Origin of the sequence: Flavobacterium kochi, assembly GCF_048286715.1 — a bacterium.
GTDB lineage: Bacteria > Bacteroidota > Bacteroidia > Flavobacteriales > Flavobacteriaceae > Flavobacterium.
Genome location: NZ_JBLVPW010000009.1, coordinates 147,572 through 166,349 on the forward strand (window position 1 = coordinate 147,572; position 18,778 = coordinate 166,349).

Below are 18,778 nucleotides of genomic sequence, written 5' to 3' on the forward strand. Positions count from 1 at the left end.
ATGAAATGATTGAAATTATAAAACAAATCCTTTATTCCGATTTAGGAACATCATTCAATAATGGGGCACTTTTAATATTTAGAGTATTACTTGCAGTTGAGCTCTTTAGAGTACATGGAATGAAGAAATTCAGAGTTGAAAATGGACAGAGAGAAGCTATTCCGAATCCGCTGCATTTACCCGAGAAACTAAACGGATTAGTAGCTACTTTCTCTGACACTGTAGTTCCGTTTCTTATCATTCTAGGCATCGGAACCAGACTTGTGGTATTGCCTACAATTGGTGTTACAGCCGTAGGATATTTTGTTGTGCACAGAAAAGATTCGCTTGAAGTACGCGACGTTCCTTATATGTACACCTTATCATTATTACTTATTTTGGCACTGGGTGCCGGAAAATATTCACTTGATTATTATTTATTAAACCTAATTTAAAATGAAAGCAAACATCGGAATTAAACAAGAAAGTATCTCGAAAGTAGTTGATGTATTAACTAAAGTTCTTGCAGACGAATTTGTATTATATACCAAGACAAAAAAAGCACATTGGAATGTTGAAGGTCCTGATTTTTACAACAAACATCTTTTCTTTGAACAGCAATACCAAGCCCTTGATGAAGTTGTAGATACTGTTGCTGAAAGAATTAGAACTTTAGGCCATTATGCGCCCGGAACTCTAAAAGAATATCTGGCGCTAACACAACTTACTGAAGAATCTAGAGAAAAAAACGACAGCACCGGATATATCAAAGAATTACTTGCTGACCACGAAAGTATTCTAATTCACTTGCGTGAAAACATCAATAATTTTGCTACTGAACTACACGACGCCGGAACGAGCGATTATATTACAGGTCTTTTAGAAAATCACGAAAAAATGGCCTGGATGCTTCGCGCACACTTAAAATAATCAAATTATGGAAATACAAAAAAACATTTGGTACGTAACCCTGCTTCTCACCATGATAGCAGGGTATTGCGATACCGTAACTTTTGTCGCTGCAGATTCTATATTTTCGGCACACGTTACGGGCAACTTTATTGTCTTTGCTTATCAGATTATTAAAGGTTCTGATGTGCATGCCTGGATAAAACTGCTTACTTTTCCGGTATTTATAATAGCGGTTATTGTGGGTGGTAGAATTGCCTTAAAAAGTACCAATCGGTATACTATTTTATTTTGGGAAGGTATACTATTGGTTTTAAGCGGTATTGCCACTTATACTTTTGGCTTTTTAGAAATCTTTTCAGAGTGGACAATGTACGCCGTTGCAATGGCAACCGTATTTGCTATGGGACTTCAAAATGCTTTTGGAAAATTGTACAGCAAAGAAACATACGGCCCAACAACTATGATGACCGGTAATGTTACACAAGCTTCTCTTGATTTGGGAAACTTATTAAAAAACGGAATAAAAGATCCTGAAATTCTGCTAAGTTTTAAGAAACAAGTAGTTACTATTATGGGTTTTCTTACAGGTTGTTTTTTAGGAGCAATCGCAGGAAAGTTTTTCGGTTTAGGAACTTTAATTATACCTGGAATTGCTATCATAATCTGTTACCTCTACCATCGTAAAAACTAGGCAAAGATCTGATATTGATTTGCATATTTCTGATAATACACTATCTTTAAAAAATGAATGGTAGCCCCATTTTTTCTGCTAAAAAACAGTTATGCATATTATGTATTGCATTATTATTTTTACTTGTAAGCATAAGTGGAATCGCCCAGTCAGAAGAAGAGTTAAAATTTCAGGAATTACAAAATCATAATGATGCCATTATCAGAAATGTTTTTATAGGAAGCATTATCTTTTTAGTACTTTTTATAGTCCTTTTATACAGTCGTTTTAAACTAAAAAAGAAAACAAAGAAACAATTAGAAATCAAGAGAAAACAGATTAGTGAACAAAACGATGTGAACAAAAAATTGCTGACAGAAAAAGAATGGCTTTTAAAAGAAATTCACCATCGCGTAAAAAATAACCTTCAAATTGTTATTAGTTTATTAAACACACAATCTGCTTATTTAGACAATGAAGATGCTTTAATGGCAATACAAAACAGTCAGCACAGAATGCATGCCATGTCGCTCATACATCAAAAATTATATCAATCTGATAATTTAGCAAGTATAAATATGTCCTGGTATATTCATGAATTGATCAATTACATGAAAGATTGTTTTGCTACCGAGAAAAAGATCAATTTTGTTTTAGATACAGAAAAAGTGTATCTTAATGTAGCTCAGTCAGTTCCGATGGGATTAATAATAAATGAGGCACTAAACAATGCTATTAAATATGCATTCCCTTTAGACCGAAAAGGCGAAGTACATATATCTCTTAAAAATACAGAACAAAACAATTATCAGCTTATAATCGCAGATAATGGAGTTGGTCTTCCGGATAATTTTGAAGATACAAAAAGAGATTCGCTTGGTATGAATTTAATGATTGGTCTAAGCGATCAGATTGACGGAACTTTTGATATGAAGAATGATAACGGGCTGAAAATCAAAATCACATTTACAAAAAACAAAGAATTTGAAGGATCAACCGATAATTCTGAAATTATATAAATTTAAGTAATGGAGGAGAAAATTCTAATTGTCGAAGATGAATTTATTGTAGCAAATGACTTAAAAATCATGTTGCTCAAAGCAGGTTATCAAGTAACCGGCATCGCTTCTTCTGTGGTTCAGGCTCGAAAACTAATCGAAGTCAAAAGACCAGATTGGGTATTACTCGATATCATGCTAAAAGGTGATTTGACTGGAATTGATTTGGCTTGGGAATTGCGAGAACGGCAATTACCATTTCTATATATTTCGGCAAACACCAACCAAACAACTCTTGAAGCCGTAAAAGCTACGCATCCGTATGGATTTATGGTAAAACCGTTTAGAGAAAGAGACCTTATTGTAATGCTGGACATTGCCAAATATAAATTTGATCAGGAAAAAGGAACATTGACAGAAATTAAAATTGAAACAGAAAATCAAGAAATTGATGGAATTATTGGCGAAAGCCATCTTTTAACAGAAGTAATTGAAAAAATAAAAATTGTAGCGCCAGCCGAAACTTCTGTATTGATTCTTGGCGAAAGCGGCACAGGAAAAGAAAGAGTTGCCCACGCTATACATGATCTTTCAGCTCATAAATCAAATCCTATTGTCGTAGTTAATTGCGCTGCTTTACCGCACTCACTTATAGAATCGGAACTTTTTGGACATGAAAAAGGTGCTTTTACGGGGGCAAATGCTTTACGAATTGGAAAATTTGAACAGGCAAACGACGGAACAATTTTTCTAGATGAAATTGGTGAATTACCACTTGATTCTCAGGTAAAGTTATTGCGTGTTTTACAGGAAAAAGAAATCCAAAGACTTGGAGGCAATAAAACCATTAAAATTAATGTTCGTATTATTGCGGCAACCAATAGATCTTTAGAAAAAGAAGTTGCTGAAGGGCGTTTTAGGCTTGATCTATATTACAGATTAAATGTATTCCCGATACAATTGCCTACCTTAAAAGAACGTAAAGAAGATATTGAAGCGTTGGCCTTTTACTTTCTAAAAAAATATGCAGCAAATTCACGTAAAAATGTCAGCAATATTAGTATTGCAGCTTTAGATCAATTGATGCAATACGACTGGCCGGGAAACATTCGCGAATTAGAACATTTGATAGAAAGAAATGTATTACTGGCCAAAACAACTGAAATCGAAAAATTTGATCTTCCGTCCAATACTTCGAATTCTTTTTCAGAGAATTCCGGAAAAATCAAATCTATGGAAGAAATGGAGAAAGAACACATTATGAATGCATTACAAACTTGCAACGGTAAAGTTTCTGGCCAAGGAGGCGCTGCAGAACTCCTGAAATTGCAGCCACAGACTTTGTATTCAAAAATGAAAAAATTAGGTATAAAACAAGGATATAATTAAAATATGGAAACAATAAAACTAGAATTAGATAAGAAAAACCATGGTGCTTTTAATCTTTATGTTGATGACAAAAAACTAGGAGAAATGAGGGTAAGCATCAAAGATGATTTATTGACCGTTTACCATACTGGAGTTGAACCAGAAGCCGAAGGAAAAGGGTATGCAAAGAAACTTTTAGATGAAATGGTTTCTTATGTACGTGCCAACAATTTGAAAGTGTTACCGCTTTGCCCTTATGTACATGCACAATTCAAGAAACATCCCGACGAATATCAGGATATCTGGAAAAAATAATCTAAAAAATATGCTATATGAGTTTAGAAAATATAACAGCAGGCGTATCGCTAAAGGAGGCCAAAAAAGCGCTAATTATGCTACACGGACGTGGTGCGGGTTCTAATGATATTCTTTCGATTGCAAGACATCTTGAGGTTGAAGATTTTGCATTAATTGCACCTCAGGCAGAAAACAGAACTTGGTATCCGTATTCGTTTTTAGTTCCAATTGAGGAGAATGAACCTTCGTTTTCAAAATCATTAAAAACTATTGCTCAAGTTGTAGCTGCAGTTCAGGAAAACGGTATTGAAAAAGAAAATATTTATTTCTTGGGATTCTCACAAGGAGCTTGCCTTGCCTTAGAATTTACGGCTAGAAATGCTGCTAAATATGGCGGTGTAGTGGCTTTTACAGGAGGACTTATTGGAGATAAAGTTTACGAAGATCATTATGCCGGTAACTTCGAAAATACACCCATTTTCATCGGAACAAGCGATCCTGATTTTCACGTTCCTGTAGAAAGAGTAAATGAAACCGAAGCTCTTCTTAAAAAAATGGGCGCTTCAGTTACTAAAAAAATCTACATCAATATGGGACATACTATAAGTCAGGATGAAGTTGATTTGGCGAATGAACTTATTTTTTCTAAGAAATAATGATCCAGATTACGCGAGTTTACAGCGATAAAAATGGCGAAAGTCATTTTGAAGATTTTGAAGTTCCGTTGAAAAACAATGGCGAAATTGGATTTCTATCTGATGATGAACCTGTAAAATCGATTGTTTTTAGAGAAGTCAGTCCCACTTATGATTATGATTTTCATAATGCTCCGGACCGTCAATATATTGTTTTATTAGAAGGCGGTGTAGAAATCGAAACTTCATTGGGAGAGAAAAGAATCTTTAATACGGGTTCGATATTATTGATGGAAGACACAACTGGTAAAGGGCACAAGACCAAAAATATTGAACCAAAATTGCGAAAGTCAATATTTATAAAATTATAAAAAATGGAAAAAGAAACCATACGAATAGAGAATTTTAGTGATGCTGTTTTTGCCATCTCTATTACGCTTTTGGTCCTAGATCTTCACGCTCCAGACACTAATGCTGTAAAAAACAACACCGAACTATTGATATATTTAAAAGGCGAATGGACATCGTATCTTGCTTTTACACTTTCTTTTTTCAGTATTTTTATCATGTGGGTTAATCACCATAAGATTTTCAAACAAATTTACAGTCGTAATACTGCCATTATGTTTGCAAACGGTTTGATTCTTTTTCTGGTTGCTGCTGTATCCTATCCAACCGCTTTATTAGCCCGTTTTTTTGATGGTGAAGCTTCCAATATTGCCGCGGCAATTTATACAGGAATCTTTGTGCTTATCAATATTTCGTACAATCTTTTGTGGTTTATTGCGAGTAATAACAAAAAGCTTTTGCGTCCGGGAATTACAAATTCGGCTATCAGGAAAATCAGAAATAATTATTTATACGGACTTCCAACGTATTTAATTGCGTTCGGAATTTCCTTTCAGTTTCCGGCAATTGCTTTGACTATCAGTATGATTTTGTTGTTGTTTTGGGCAGTTTCTTCAGGAAAAATAAATATCGCCCAGGAATAATATCAGCCTAAAAAATGCTCTTTTTTAATTCCTAATTTCTGCATTTTCGAAATTAAAGTTGTTCCCGGTAAGTCTAATAGAACAGCAGCACCCTGAGGACCGGAAATTCTACCGTTACATTTTTTTACGACCCTTAAAATATGGTCCTTCTCTACTTCCTGCAGTGTTTTTATGTAAAATTCAGTTTCAATCTTACCCGATTCTGTCCTAAAAATTTGAGGAAAAATCATTTCTTTTATAACCTCATCTTTGGCAAACAAAATACTTCTTTCCACCATGTTTTCTAATTCTCTAACATTTCCCGGCCACTCATTTGCCGTCATACTGTTAAGGACTTTTTTAGAAAAACCTTTAATCTTTTTTCCGATTTTTTCAGCATGTCTTTTTAAGAAAAAATTTCCTAAAACTGCGATATCTTCTCGGCGATCACGTAAAGCAGGCAAAGGAATTGGATATACATTTAATCTGTAATATAAATCACTTCTAAAACGATCTTCGGCAACTTCTTTTTCAAGTGATCTGTTTGTCGCTGCTATGACTCTTGCATTTACTTTTATGGTATTTTCTCCGCCAATTCTTTCAATTTCTTTTTCCTGTAAAACACGAAGCAGTTTTCCCTGCAGTTCTAAAGGCAGCTCTCCTATTTCGTCTAAAAAAATGGTACTGTTTTCGGCTTGTTCAAATTTCCCGATTCTTAATTCTGTTGCTCCCGTAAAAGCACCTTTTTCATGTCCGAATAATTCACTTTCAATAAGATTTACAGGAATTGATGCACAATTCACTTTAATCATTCTTTTATTCGAAACCGACGACAAATTATGAATGGCACTTGCTGCCAATTCTTTTCCAGTTCCGGTTTCACCAAAAATAAAAACCGTAGATTGTGATGGGGCCACTTGAGCGATTAATTCATAAACATTTTGCATGGCATTACTGTTGCCTACAATTCCATGAAAACCTTCACTTTTTATATCTAAAGCTAGTGCTTTTTTTTCGCCTAAATTCCTTTTCAAAATCTTCAATTCATCGATCTTATTTTCATATTCTTCTGCCATCATAATATTTCTGACGGTAATAGAAAGTTGCATGGCGATGCCACGAATAGTTCGGCTGGATTCTCTGCCAAAAGTTGTGCCATTTTTAAAGAAAAGAAAAAGCACATTTCGATTTCCTTTAATATAAGGAAGACAAATCCCAACTCCATTTTTAAAACCTTTGTTCTGCACTATATTGATGTAACCCGGAAAATTGTTTTTCTTATCCTTTACAGCTTTTAAATCGAAAACCACAGTATCGGCAGACTCCAAACAAGCATTAAAAAAACCATCATTCATGGCATAACTTTTCCCTTCTGATATTTTCTGTAAAAATTGATAAAAAATTTGATATTCCGTTTCATTTTCATTTGATGAAGCAAAAATGAAATCATCAAAATGGAAATGTTCTTTTAATAAACCGCTAACGACCGCATTAAATTCCTCTTTGGATAAAGCTTGAGCAAGTGCGCTGCAAATCGACAGAATCTGCAGTTGTTCTTTTTCTCTTTCCTGTAATCTGTTCATAATAACTGCGGTCTGATCTGTCCTCTTTTCCATAAACAATAATTGGTGTGGTATTTTAATGCGGTAACGGGGTAAATTTAAGAAATGGCCTTATTTAAAATACTATTGATTTTTTAAATAAAACATTTTCAATTCATAAAATTACGACATATCGTATAATTAAAAACTATATTTAATATTTAAATTACTAATTAACAACCAATTAAACAAAACGGAATATTATTTGGTTTTATTTGTCCAACAAAAAAAATTATCGTTTTTTTTTATTTCTTAATCTAGATTAATGGATGCACAGCCATAACGGAAGTAAATTTGTAAAAGAAAATCAATAACAACTTATAAATAAAAAATACTATGGAAAATAAAATTTTAGGCTTACACCATATTACTGCAATCGCAGGTGACGCTAAACGTAATTTCAACTTTTATTCAAACATATTAGGATTACGTTTCATTAAGAAAACAGTGAATTTTGATGATCCGGGAACTTACCATTTTTACTTTGGTGATGAAGTTGGAAGTGCTGGAACAATCTTAACATTTTTCCCTTGGGGAGAAGGAATTCAACAAGGAAGAAAAGGTTCTGGAATGGCAACAGAAATTGGATATTCTGTGCCAAAAGGAAGTCTTGATTTCTGGCAGAAACGTTTTGAAAAAAACAATGTAATTTACAATAAACCAGCTGAAAAATTCGGAGAAAAATATCTTACTTTCTTAGATCCAGACGGTTTAAAATTAGAATTAATCGAATCTAAAACTGAGGACAACAGAAAAGCTTGGGAAACTGACGAAGTAAAAGCTGACGTTGCAACAAAAGGTTTTCATAACATCACTTTGACTTTAAACAGCATCAAAGCTACTGCTGCCATCTTAACAGACCTATTTGGTTACAAATTGATCGAACAGGATGTAAACCGTTACCGTTACGCAACTGATACTGTAGAAAATGCTGCCATTGTTGATTTGGTAGAATTGGCTGAAGAAAAACGCGGACATGTGGCTAACGGATCTGTGCATCACGTGGCGTTCCGTGTGAAAAACGACGAGATTTTAATGCACTTCCGTGAAAAAATCGAAGATTATGGTCTATCGATTACACCACAAATAGACAGACAATATTTCCACTCTCTGTATTTTAGAGAACCAGGGGGAGTTTTGTTTGAAATTGCTACAGAAAATCCTGGATTTACTGTTGATGAAAGTTTAGAAGAATTAGGTCAAAACTTGAAACTTCCTGCACAATATGAGTCAGACAGGGCCAAAATTGAAAACCATTTGGTTAAAATTAATTAATTCTAAAATGCAGATTAAACACATAGAATCATAGAAACTAAAAACTATTTTCTATGTGTTTTCCAAATTTAAACCCAGCAAATTAAAAAAATTGAACACATTCGGAACATAGAAAAAAAAGAGGTTTTTTAGTCAAATATTTGAGTCACATAGCTATGTGTTTTCCAAAAAAGTAAAACGTCTTTTACACAATAGAAATCTATGTCTCCTATGTATTGAAAAATAAACCCAGTAAATTAAAAATACATATATCATGGCAAAAATAGCATTATACGGATTTGGCAGAATCGGGAGACAGTTTCTTCGAGTAGCTTTAAAAAACAATTTTTTTGTTCCTGAAGTCATTGCAGACATTCAAGATATAGACATGTTGGGAGCACTTTTTAGCGTTGATACCAATTATGGCAGATGGCAAGAAGAGGTAAAAACAGTAGATGGAAATTTTATTATTGGCGACAAACAAATTCCGTACAAGAATTCTAAACTGGAAATTCCAGATTGGAAAGCTTTAGGAGTTGACTTGGTTGTAGATTGCACAGGGCGCGCCACTACAAGAGATAATGCTCAGAAACACATTGATAACGGAGCAAAATATGTTTTAGTAAGTGCGCCAAGTAAATCTTTAGCAGATTGTGATGCCGTTCTTTTAAAAGGAATAAATTTGGATGAATTTGATGCTGAAAACCATAAAATCATCAGTATGGGAAGCTGTACCACAAATGCATTGGCTTCTGTTGTAAAAGTGATCAAGGAAAACTTCGGGATTGAATATGGACTTTTTTCAACTGTGCACTCTTATACCAATACACAATCATTGACAGATCAACCAATGAAAGACAGACGTGATTCTTGGGCTGCTGCCGAAAATATAATTCCGTCATCATCTGGTGCTGCGAGAGCTTTACAGTTTATTTGGAGCGATCTTAAAATTACTGGAAAAGCATACAGAGTTCCAACAAGAACTGGAAGTATTGCCGAATTAAATTTGGTTACTACAAAAGACTGTACCATAGAAGAAGTAAACAATGCATTTAGAAAAGCAGCATCAGAAGGCTCTTTAAAAGGGGTCATGGATGTTTTGGAAGACCAATGGAGTTCTGCCAGAATTGTGGCCGATCCGCATTCTTCTATTATCGATTTACCGCTTACAGTAAAAGAAGGCAACTTGCTTTCTGTAGCGACTTGGTATGACAACGAATGGGGTTTTTCTAACAGACTTGCTGAAGTTGCTGCTTATATATCTGGAAAGATTTAATTTACAGCAATACCCTTTAATAATTTGTTATTAAAAGCTATCTATTTTTTAGGTAGCTTTTTTTGATTTTGTGGACTTACCATTATTGATTAAAATGTTTCAGAAAAATAACTGCAACTTCTAATGCAAAAAAGTTTTATAAACTATTAGCTTTACTGCACCAAACAAAATTAAACCATGAAAAAAGCAATCTTTTTAAGTCTGTTATTTCTTTTAACCATAAAATCTACTAGTCAGAACCAAATTGCTGAGAATAAATTGCAGCTGCAGAAAACCCGATTAATGATTCAGGATATGGGCATCTACGTGCACAGCTCAAATCAGGGGGTGATTGATATAGACAGTGCGATGGTTTTAGTCTGTAAAGCCAATATAATCCCTTATACATTAGTTAATGACGAAGGTTATAATGACGGATCTTACTTTCCTGGAAATGATTTAATTAGTATTAGTAATATTCGCGGTGCGGAAAAATTGCTTCCAAAATTACAATTGGTGAACCAAATAAAACTGACCTTACAACTGGCCAGCTTTTACCTTTTTAAACCCGGCACAAACAAAGCGGATCTTAACCATTCTTTTCTATATATCACTAAAGCTGAAAAACTTGCTAAAGAAATCAAAATTAAAAAATGGAATTTTCAAACTAAATTTCTTTTGGCAAAATATTATTATCAGGCGGGAAATACCGCGTTAAGCAAAACTATTTTCGCACAGCTTACTGCCGAAAGCAGAAAAACTAATGACAATAAAATCATCGCTGAAGCAATTGACAATCAAGGAACTTTTATGCCAAATGATAATCCTGAAAAAGCAGTTGTTTTAGCTGAAGCTATGGATCTCTATAAAAAACTAGGTTTTAAAGAAAAAGAAATTGAGACCTTAATGAAAATAATTACGGTTCATTTCTGGACTGGAAACATTAAACTAGCCAAAGAGGAATGCTTACGCAGCCTGGCTCTTCAAAAGAAAATAGGATTCGAATATACGCACTATACTGAAACGACTATTGCCTATATCGAAATTCTCAATGATAATGTAAAAAATGCTCTTTACTATGCTTTACAGAGTATACATTCAATGGAAAAAACAAAAGACTATGGATTTGCTGATAGTTTTTACATGCGTTTAGGTAATATTTATAACAGAATGGGGTATTATGAACAAGCTATTAAATTTTACGAGAAGGGAATTAGTTATAATCAAAGAGAACTTAGCGGCGGTGCCTGGTATAAAAGTTTTTTCAGTGCCTTAGATTCTCTTACTGATCGAGGGAAATTTTCTGAAGCTTTAAGTTATCTCGAAAGTACCTACAAAAAATATCCTCCTCAAAATGACTTAGACAACATGATACTTTATGAGATTAAAGCATATTGTTTAGAGCATTTAGGCAGAATGAAAGAAGCCGAGGCTACTTATGAAAAAATGGATTTTTATGCGCAAAAATTAAACACTGTAGAAACGATAAAAGATGTCGCTACGCATTATTCCTACATGGCATTATTTTATACCAAGGTAAATAAAGTAGATAAAGCTAAAGCTGTTACCAATAAAATATTTTCTATAACCAAAGATAAAAAACAAGGCTTTAATCCTAACATTCTAGAACTTTCGCTATTTAAAATTGATTCACTTTCCGGAAACTACTATTCGGCAATTAAACACTATGAAAATTATACTAAAATTCAGGATTCTATGTTCAATATTGCTAAGAATAAAGAATTTGAAAACTTGAAATTTAAATACGAAACGGTAAATAAAGAACACAATATCAAATCTTTAAAAGAACAGGCTAAACTACAGGAAAGCAAATTAAATTCTTCAAGACTTTTAAATACGATTTCAATCAGTTCATTAGTTTTATTACTGATTATTATTGGTTTATTGTACAACACATCAAAAATTAAGCAGCGAAACACCCGTAGATTAGAACTTGAAGAGAAAGAAATTAATCTTAAAAATTTAAAGCTCCAGCAGTTGGTTGAGGAGAAAGAATGGCTTTTAAAGGAAATCCATCATCGTGTAAAAAACAATCTTCAAACCGTAATAAGTCTGCTCAATTCTCAATCGGCTTATTTAAAAGATGATTTAGCAATTTCTACTATCAAAAACAGTCAGAACAGAATACATGCGATGTCGCTTATTCATCAGAAATTATATCTGGGAGATAATTTGTCTACTATAAATATGCCTTTTTATTGCAGTGAACTGGTCGAATATTTAAAGGATTCTTTTAATGTTGAACAATGTATTGATTTTGAAATGCACATAGACCCGATTGAATTGGACATTTCGCAGGCAATTCCGCTCGGATTAATTATGAATGAAGTCGTTACCAATTCTATAAAATATGCTTTTCCAAATAAAACGAATTGTCTTATCAAAATTTCACTTATAGAAATTACGGAGAACTGCTATATATTGATTATTGCTGATAATGGAATTGGAATTCCGAACGTATCGGACCTGCAAAACAGCAACTCCTTCGGTATGACACTTATTCAAGGTTTAAGTGATACACTCGAAGGAGATTTGTCTATAGAGAATGAAAATGGTTTAACTGTAAAATTGGCTTTTAAAAAGGAATTTAAACAATAAACTTGAATGGCTCGAGTATCTGACGCGAGTGTTTCTCTCATGCTGCAGACGATTAAATTTTATTTATATATTTATAAAAGACAGGTTATTGGAAAAAACGGTCAGTTAGACCACGTTCTTTCTGCACAATTTGAACAGTACTTTCAGAGTAAAGTGACCAGTATTATTCAATTTAAACCGAGCATACTACCAACATAGGCCTAAGTTATCCAAATCATTACAAGTTCACATTTACAAGTAAAATTTCACAAAATTATATGATCAATTGGAACCGAATTTAAATAGTTATTTCATTTTGGTAATTAGTGGTCAATGCCACTGATTTTTGCAATGAGATCTTTTTTTATTATATGCCTAAACATATAAAAGTTATTTATATATTTAAATTATATGTTTAAACATATAATTTAGTACATTTGTTTAAATTCGTTGTAAAAGCATATAATTATGACACTAGCCGATTTTGTAAAAGAGAAAAGAAAAGAAGTAAAACTGACGCAAGAAGCTTTTGCCGAACGTGCCGGAGTAGCACTTACGGTAATTCGAAAAATAGAACAAGGGAAAGAAAACCTCAATCTGGAAAAGGTTAATCAAGTACTCAAAATGTTTGGGCATACTCTGGCTCCGGTAAATGCTAGAGAATTAGCCAAAACCAACAAATAATAGGAATGAGGAAAGCAGCTATATACTATAAAGACCTCTTGGCGGGAATACTCACGGAAACTGATGAAGGTGAATATGTTTTTCAATACGAAGAAAAATACATCAAAGAGTACCCAAAGCAGTTTCTCACGTTTACTATGCCAGTAAGTCCAAAACCCTATACTGACAAACGTCTATTTCCTTTTTTTGAAGGATTGATTCCCGAAGGATGGTTATTAGATATTGCTTCCAAAAATTGGAAAATCAATCAAAATGACCGAATGGGCTTGCTTTTGGCATGTTGCCAAAGCTGTATCGGAGCCGTAAGTGTCCAACCAATACCACAGGAAAATGAATAATAAAAAGTGTTTATATTGTTACAAAGTATTGGACGAAAATACAGCCGGAGATTTTCACAAACAGTGCAGTCTGGATTTCTTCGGAACTAAACAGCAGCCATTATTTGAACATTCACTGAAACAGATGGCAGAATTGGCAAAAAATGTAGTAGAAAGAAGAGTGGCCGTTCCAGGAGTACAGCCTAAACTTTCCTTATCTTTAGTAAATGATACTATTCAGGACGGAAACAAAGGACGTCTTACCGTCGTAGGTGCTTTAGGAGGAAATTATATTCTCAAACCACCCTCCGACCGCTTTCCGGAAATGCCTGAAAACGAACATACAACGATGCGTATTGCTGAAGCCTTCGGGATAAATGTCGTAAAGTCAAGTTTAATCCGTTTGCAATCAGGAGAGCTTTCTTATATTACCAAACGCATAGACAGAAAAGACACAGGCGAAAAAATCCATATGCTCGACATGTTCCAGATTACTGAGGCTTTTGATAAATACAAAAGCTCAATGGAAAAAATAGGTAAAGCTCTAAACGAATATTCCGATAATACTTTGCTGGATAAAGTGTATTTTCTGGAATTAGCCATCTTCAGCTTTTTAACGGGGAACAACGATATGCATCTGAAAAACTTCTCTATGATAAACACAGAAGATAAATGGATATTAGCTCCGGCCTATGACCTCCTAAACGTAGCTATAGTCAATCCAGACGATACCGAAGAATTGGCTTTGACTTTGGAAGGAAAAAAGAAAAAGATAAAATGGGGAAATTTCGAACGATTAGGCAAAATGTTACTACTAAACGACAAACAAATTGGAGGTATTAGGAAACGTTTCCTCAAAAACAAAACAGTTGCTATCCAATGGATCGATAATTCGTTCTTATCAGAAGAATACAAAGAAAAATATAAAATCCTTTTGGAAGAAAGATATACAATACTATACCAATAAAACATACATAAATCAAACAGGATTTCTTCTTTTGATCGTGTAGCGACCTGTGAAATTTCTGGAAATAGGTCACTTGATGATTTAACAGATTCAAAATCATTCATTATTCCATGATAAATTTTGATTGCTAATTGAGTTTGGTCAACCTGCACATTAGGCAAATTGCAACATATCTTCACCTATTTCAAATTTTTCAAGTAAGTTTCCGATTGAATTACTGACTTAAGCTTTAGCAGCTGCAATATTTGCAATTGCTTTATCTTCATCAGCTCTCTTTTTAAGTATGTCAATAAAACTTTGTAATTTTTCTCTAATTTCGGGTTTGACTTTATAGATTTCTTCCATATCGGATAAGTAAACACCTTAATTCATAGTGGATTTATTCAATTGATGGCAAATACTGCTACTTTTTAAGAACCGAATATATTTCCAAGCCTTCAATAAATCCCTCTTGAAACTTTTTAGCGCTAAAACTTTTCGCCATCAATTTCAATTTTGTTTTTTTCCAAAACTTCTATAAGAAATTTATGTATTTGAAAATCGCTGGAATTTTTCAAACTCTGTTTTAGTTCTTCGAATTTGTTTTCTTTAATTAATTGTATCATTATTTTGTTTTTTTTTTAAAATTCTGAACTAAAGTTTTTTATATTTTGATTTTCCTTGAATATGTTGAATTGCCGCCAACTAATTTATCACGAATAAACTCGACCGCTTTTGTTGCATAATGGTATGATAAGGGAAAGTTTTTCTTTTGCCTATTTTTTATTCATGCTGTTACAAATATAAGTATATTTCTTACACATTAGAGGGGCTGCCATTTTTTTTCCATTTGTTCCCGTCGCATTGGTTTTTCACTACAAGACCAATCTTTATGGCTCATCCCGCCGAAAAAGGCAGGTCTGGTTTTTCGCTATAGTCCCTTGCTTCATAAACTACACAAGAGGATTTCCACATCCCTCGCGCGGGTATCGTTCCTATTCATTATTTGGTTCTTTCGCATGTATTTAATAAAACGCAAGTGAATTAGACTACACTCTACACTAAGTTTATGCTACAAGTTTATAGAAAGATTTAAACATAGTAATCCCCAGGATTAATCATGTGTTTCTTTCTAAACATGTGTACAACCTATATTCCATCTAACGTTCGTCTGGCAGATTAAAAATTTTTAAATCCTAATCCATTTAAAATTCTCCACTTGATAAAACGATGATCTTGTTTAACAATGTTGTTAAGATATTTACATTGCCGAATTATTATTTTACAAAAGGAACTCTTATTATAAACTTTGATGGCACTTATGCTTGAACCGCTTTTATCAATCTTAATTATTCTTGGTTTACAATTATTGCAAATTGCTTTAATAAGAAAAGATTAAACACTCATTCTTTGTCTTCGTTTGGTCAATAGAAAATCAACAGTATTTCCTAGATTTATCAAGAGCTCTATATAGATAACACCACTGCCCTTTAACTTTAATATATGTCTGGTCCATTCTCCAACTACTACCAACACTTAGTTTACGTTTCTCCATTTTCGCCTCAATAAATGGCGTAAACTTATATACCCAACGTTGAATTGTAGCATGATCAACCTGAATTCCCCGCATCTTCATTATCTACTCAACATCTATATAGCTTAAAGTAAATCTAACTTTGAAGTATACCGCCCGGAGAATAATAGATTTTGGATAACAATGACCTTTACTGTTCATGAATTGAATAATTTTAAATTCCAAAATTTAAATCTGATGCGACAGAATCCTGATATTCAATCATAGTAATTTATCATTAATTTGTTGATGAAACACTATTGTATAATCTATATGTATATTTACGGATAGATAACCTAAGTATTCCAGTGAAAGTGTGCCTCGATAAAAGGACTAAACTTATACACCCAACGCTGAATTGTGGCATGGTCAAGCTGAACTCCTCTCATTTTCATTATTTCCTCAACATCCCGATAGCTTATCGTAAAAGTTTGAAATGTACAGATTGAAGAATAATATATTTTGGATAGCAATGACGTTTGATATTTCATGGAACGAAGGATTTAAAAGCCCTAAAGATAAAAGTTATTTTCAGATGCTACAGAACCTTAGCTATTTAAAACATTTATTAACGATTGTTATTACAAAAAAAATCACTAATTTTCTATTGTGAAACAATCAGTTAACATAGCGACAATTTTTCCCAAACACTTATTTTGGGATATGGATTATAGTAAACTTAGTTTCTCCAGAGATAAGGATATTATAATCCCAAGAGCTTTGTTTGCCACAAACCAAGAAACTTTTGCAACAGATATTGTTAAATTAGAACGGTATTATTCCAAAACACTAATTCTTAAATACCTAAAAACCACAAAAGAGCGTATTAGCAACGAAGTTTGTGCAATGGTAGCAAAAAGATACAATGTACCCACTTTTGCACGTTTCAAACAAGTATGAGTGCAGTAAGTGCCATTCTAAAACAAACTATTTTAGAATTACCTCAAAATCTGTAAACCTCTGTAAATACTTAGCTTTTAATTTCTGCATCGAGAATTAATACTTCAATCCTACTGTTACACATCACATTAAAAAGAAATTTTTTAAATATAACTATACTAATTCCATAGAACTTATAAAATAATTGAGTTTTTTCTTGGTGGAATAAAAAATAGTTTGCAAATTTGCCTTATCAAAACAACGAAAAAATGAAAACAAGCCTATACAATATGTGTAAAATGATGCCGGAATCTTCCGCAGAATTTCTATTATAATTATTTTAAAAAAATAAATAGAACCTCTGCAAGCCGCAGGGTTTTTTTTATGCCCGTTTGGCTTTTCATTTTTATTTAGTAAAAAAACATTTAAAAATATAACGATTATGAGCACAAAAAAAATTGAAACAAATGCACTGCATGCAGGTCATAACGTAACCAAAAATGCTGGAACAAGAGCGGTACCCATTTATCAAACCAGTTCTTATGTTTTCAACAATTCAGAACAGGCCGCCACTTTATTTGGCTTGGCTGAAGATGGATTTATCTATACCCGACTGAACAATCCCACCACTGCTATTTTAGAGCAGCGGCTGGCTACTTTAGAAGGAGGAATTGGAGCGGTGGTTACTGCTTCAGGAACCGCTGCCATTGCAACAACAATTTTGGTTTTACTGAAAGCCGGAGACCATATTATTGCATCGAACAGTCTCTATGGCGGGACCTACAATTTATTAAAAGTGACTTTGCCCAGATTAGGCATCACCACCACATTTGTAGATCCAACAGATCCGTCCAATTTCACGAATGCCGTAACGGAAAATACAAAAGCTTTTTTTGTCGAATCATTAGGCAATCCCAAATTAGACGTTTTGGATTTGAAAGCAATTTCAGCAGCAGCTAAGGCTTTCAAAGTCCCCTTTATTGTTGACAATACCGTTGCCTCTCCTTATTTATTGAATCCGATTCGGTATGGAGCCGATATTGTAATTCATTCGCTGACAAAATACATTTCCGGAAACAACCTCACTTGGAGGTGTTATTATTGATGCAGGAAAATTTGATTGGGCCAATGGAAAATTCCCTGAATTTACGGAACCCTCAACGGGTTATCACGGCCTGGTTTATCATGAAGCATTAGGCAATGCGGCTTTTATTACAAAAGTGAGAATAGAGGGCTTGCGCGATTATGGCGCGGCCTTGAGTCCTTTCAATGCCTTTCAGATTATTCAGGGATTAGAAACCTTGCCCGTCCGAATGCACAGGCACAGCCAAAACGCATTGGCACTGGCACAATGGCTAGAATTCCAGGATGAAGTGGCCTGGGTGCATTATCCTGGTCTTAAAACAAGCAAATACTATATTTTAGTTCAAAAGTATTTGCCAAAAGGGCAAAGCGGAGTCGTTACTTTCGGATTAAAAGAAGGATATGAAGCAGCTAAAAAAGTCGTCGACAGCACACAATTATTTTCGCTTTTGGCCAATATTGGAGATACTAAATCACTAATCATTCATCCGGCCAGTACCACGCACCAGCAACTAACCGATGAAGAGCAATTGAATGCCGGTGTAAGCAAAGACCTGATTCGACTGTCGGTTGGTTTAGAAGATATTGACGACTTAAAAGGAGATTTGAAAGCCGCTTTCGCAAGCATCAAAGAACTTCAAAAAATACAACAACACTAGTTAGTTTTGTTTTTTGGTTGAAAAGTGGGTCTTTGGCTTATTGATTTAAGTACAAAGACTACTTTTCTAAAAAACAAAAAAAATGATTTACTCTTAAAA

The 18,778-nt window shown here is 33.8% G+C and carries 21 protein-coding genes and 1 pseudogene; 17 read left to right on the top strand and 5 right to left on the bottom strand.

Annotated features, from left to right (window positions below; all coding sequences use genetic code 11):
* Positions 1-5 precede the first annotated feature (5 nt).
* Genes ACNQGH_RS10090 through ACNQGH_RS10130 form a run of 9 tightly spaced genes read left to right on the top strand, consistent with a single transcriptional unit; the run spans position 6 to position 5,851 of the window.
* Positions 6-434 (top strand): DoxX family protein, encoded by a 429-nt coding sequence (locus ACNQGH_RS10090; RefSeq protein WP_417955875.1) that lies wholly within the window; start codon positions 6-8, stop codon positions 432-434.
* Between the two features lies 1 nt (position 435).
* Entirely contained in the window at positions 436-909 is a 474-nt protein-coding gene (locus tag ACNQGH_RS10095; protein WP_417955876.1) for a Dps family protein, read from the top strand.
* Between the two features lie 7 nt (positions 910-916).
* Entirely contained in the window at positions 917-1,582 is a 666-nt protein-coding gene (locus ACNQGH_RS10100) for a YoaK family protein (protein WP_417955877.1), read from the top strand.
* 53 nt (positions 1,583-1,635) lie between these two features.
* Complete coding sequence (locus tag ACNQGH_RS10105) at positions 1,636-2,580, top strand: sensor histidine kinase (protein ID WP_417955878.1); 945 nt, start codon at positions 1,636-1,638, stop codon at positions 2,578-2,580.
* Between the two features lie 9 nt (positions 2,581-2,589).
* Positions 2,590-3,948 (top strand): sigma-54-dependent transcriptional regulator, encoded by a 1,359-nt coding sequence (locus ACNQGH_RS10110; protein WP_417955879.1) that lies wholly within the window; start codon positions 2,590-2,592, stop codon positions 3,946-3,948.
* A gap of 3 nt (positions 3,949-3,951) precedes the next feature.
* Positions 3,952-4,242, top strand: a complete 291-nt coding sequence (locus ACNQGH_RS10115; protein WP_417955880.1) for a GNAT family N-acetyltransferase — start codon at positions 3,952-3,954, stop codon at positions 4,240-4,242.
* Between the two features lie 17 nt (positions 4,243-4,259).
* Complete coding sequence (locus ACNQGH_RS10120) at positions 4,260-4,880, top strand: alpha/beta hydrolase (protein ID WP_417955881.1); 621 nt, start codon at positions 4,260-4,262, stop codon at positions 4,878-4,880.
* Positions 4,880-5,230: a cupin domain-containing protein gene (locus ACNQGH_RS10125; RefSeq protein WP_417955882.1), complete on the top strand. Its 351-nt coding sequence runs from the start codon at positions 4,880-4,882 to the stop codon at positions 5,228-5,230. Before ACNQGH_RS10120 ends, ACNQGH_RS10125 begins: the two co-directional genes overlap by 1 nt.
* Before the next feature lie 3 nt (positions 5,231-5,233).
* Positions 5,234-5,851, top strand: coding sequence for a TMEM175 family protein (locus tag ACNQGH_RS10130; protein ID WP_417955883.1), 618 nt, complete (start codon positions 5,234-5,236; stop codon positions 5,849-5,851).
* Positions 5,852-5,853: 2 nt separating this feature from the next.
* On the opposite strand, the gene ACNQGH_RS10135 is transcribed toward ACNQGH_RS10130, so the two are convergent.
* Positions 5,854-7,446, bottom strand: coding sequence for a sigma-54 interaction domain-containing protein (locus ACNQGH_RS10135; RefSeq protein WP_417955884.1), 1,593 nt, complete (start codon positions 7,444-7,446; stop codon positions 5,854-5,856).
* Positions 7,447-7,767: 321 nt separating this feature from the next.
* Between ACNQGH_RS10135 and ACNQGH_RS10140 the strand changes: the two genes are divergently transcribed.
* The 6 genes from ACNQGH_RS10140 (at position 7,768) to ACNQGH_RS10165 (ending at position 14,506) form a co-directional block, all read left to right on the top strand.
* A complete protein-coding gene (locus ACNQGH_RS10140) occupies positions 7,768-8,706 on the top strand; it encodes a ring-cleaving dioxygenase (protein WP_417955885.1) in 939 nt (312 codons plus the stop codon).
* A gap of 253 nt (positions 8,707-8,959) precedes the next feature.
* Positions 8,960-9,961: a type I glyceraldehyde-3-phosphate dehydrogenase gene (locus ACNQGH_RS10145; RefSeq protein ID WP_417955886.1), complete on the top strand. Its 1,002-nt coding sequence runs from the start codon at positions 8,960-8,962 to the stop codon at positions 9,959-9,961.
* Positions 9,962-10,138: 177 nt separating this feature from the next.
* Complete coding sequence (locus ACNQGH_RS10150; protein WP_417955887.1) at positions 10,139-12,559, top strand: sensor histidine kinase; 2,421 nt, start codon at positions 10,139-10,141, stop codon at positions 12,557-12,559.
* Positions 12,560-13,003: 444 nt separating this feature from the next.
* Complete coding sequence (locus ACNQGH_RS10155; RefSeq protein ID WP_417955922.1) at positions 13,004-13,222, top strand: type II toxin-antitoxin system Y4mF family antitoxin; 219 nt, start codon at positions 13,004-13,006, stop codon at positions 13,220-13,222.
* 5 nt (positions 13,223-13,227) lie between these two features.
* Complete coding sequence (locus ACNQGH_RS10160) at positions 13,228-13,560, top strand: HipA N-terminal domain-containing protein (RefSeq protein ID WP_417955888.1); 333 nt, start codon at positions 13,228-13,230, stop codon at positions 13,558-13,560.
* Positions 13,553-14,506: a HipA domain-containing protein gene (locus tag ACNQGH_RS10165; RefSeq protein WP_417955889.1), complete on the top strand. Its 954-nt coding sequence runs from the start codon at positions 13,553-13,555 to the stop codon at positions 14,504-14,506. The genes ACNQGH_RS10160 and ACNQGH_RS10165 overlap by 8 nt, the downstream gene beginning before the upstream one ends.
* 222 nt (positions 14,507-14,728) lie before the next feature.
* Here the strand turns inward: ACNQGH_RS10165 and ACNQGH_RS10170 are convergent, their stop codons facing one another.
* The 4 genes from ACNQGH_RS10170 to ACNQGH_RS10185 all read right to left on the bottom strand — a co-directional run bounded on the left by ACNQGH_RS10170 (position 14,729) and on the right by ACNQGH_RS10185 (position 16,549).
* On the bottom strand, positions 14,729-14,851 hold the full coding sequence (locus tag ACNQGH_RS10170; RefSeq protein WP_417955890.1) for a hypothetical protein: 123 nt from the start codon (positions 14,849-14,851) through the stop codon (positions 14,729-14,731).
* A gap of 813 nt (positions 14,852-15,664) precedes the next feature.
* The gene (locus ACNQGH_RS10175) at positions 15,665-15,871 is read right to left on the bottom strand and encodes a hypothetical protein (RefSeq protein ID WP_417955923.1); all 207 of its coding nucleotides are present in this window, start codon (positions 15,869-15,871) and stop codon (positions 15,665-15,667) included.
* 49 nt (positions 15,872-15,920) lie between these two features.
* Positions 15,921-16,121, bottom strand: a complete 201-nt coding sequence (locus tag ACNQGH_RS10180) for a DDE-type integrase/transposase/recombinase (protein WP_417955891.1) — start codon at positions 16,119-16,121, stop codon at positions 15,921-15,923.
* A 233-nt stretch (positions 16,122-16,354) separates the two neighbouring features.
* Entirely contained in the window at positions 16,355-16,549 is a 195-nt protein-coding gene (locus ACNQGH_RS10185) for a hypothetical protein (protein ID WP_417955892.1), read from the bottom strand.
* A gap of 118 nt (positions 16,550-16,667) precedes the next feature.
* Here ACNQGH_RS10185 and ACNQGH_RS10190 point away from each other — a divergent pair, with 118 nt between their 5' ends.
* Both ACNQGH_RS10190 and ACNQGH_RS10195 read left to right on the top strand, forming a co-directional pair.
* Positions 16,668-16,958 (top strand): DUF6922 domain-containing protein, encoded by a 291-nt coding sequence (locus ACNQGH_RS10190; RefSeq protein ID WP_417955893.1) that lies wholly within the window; start codon positions 16,668-16,670, stop codon positions 16,956-16,958.
* 421 nt (positions 16,959-17,379) lie between these two features.
* Positions 17,380-18,679: pseudogene (locus ACNQGH_RS10195) on the top strand (O-acetylhomoserine aminocarboxypropyltransferase/cysteine synthase family protein).
* Positions 18,680-18,778 lie beyond the last annotated feature (99 nt).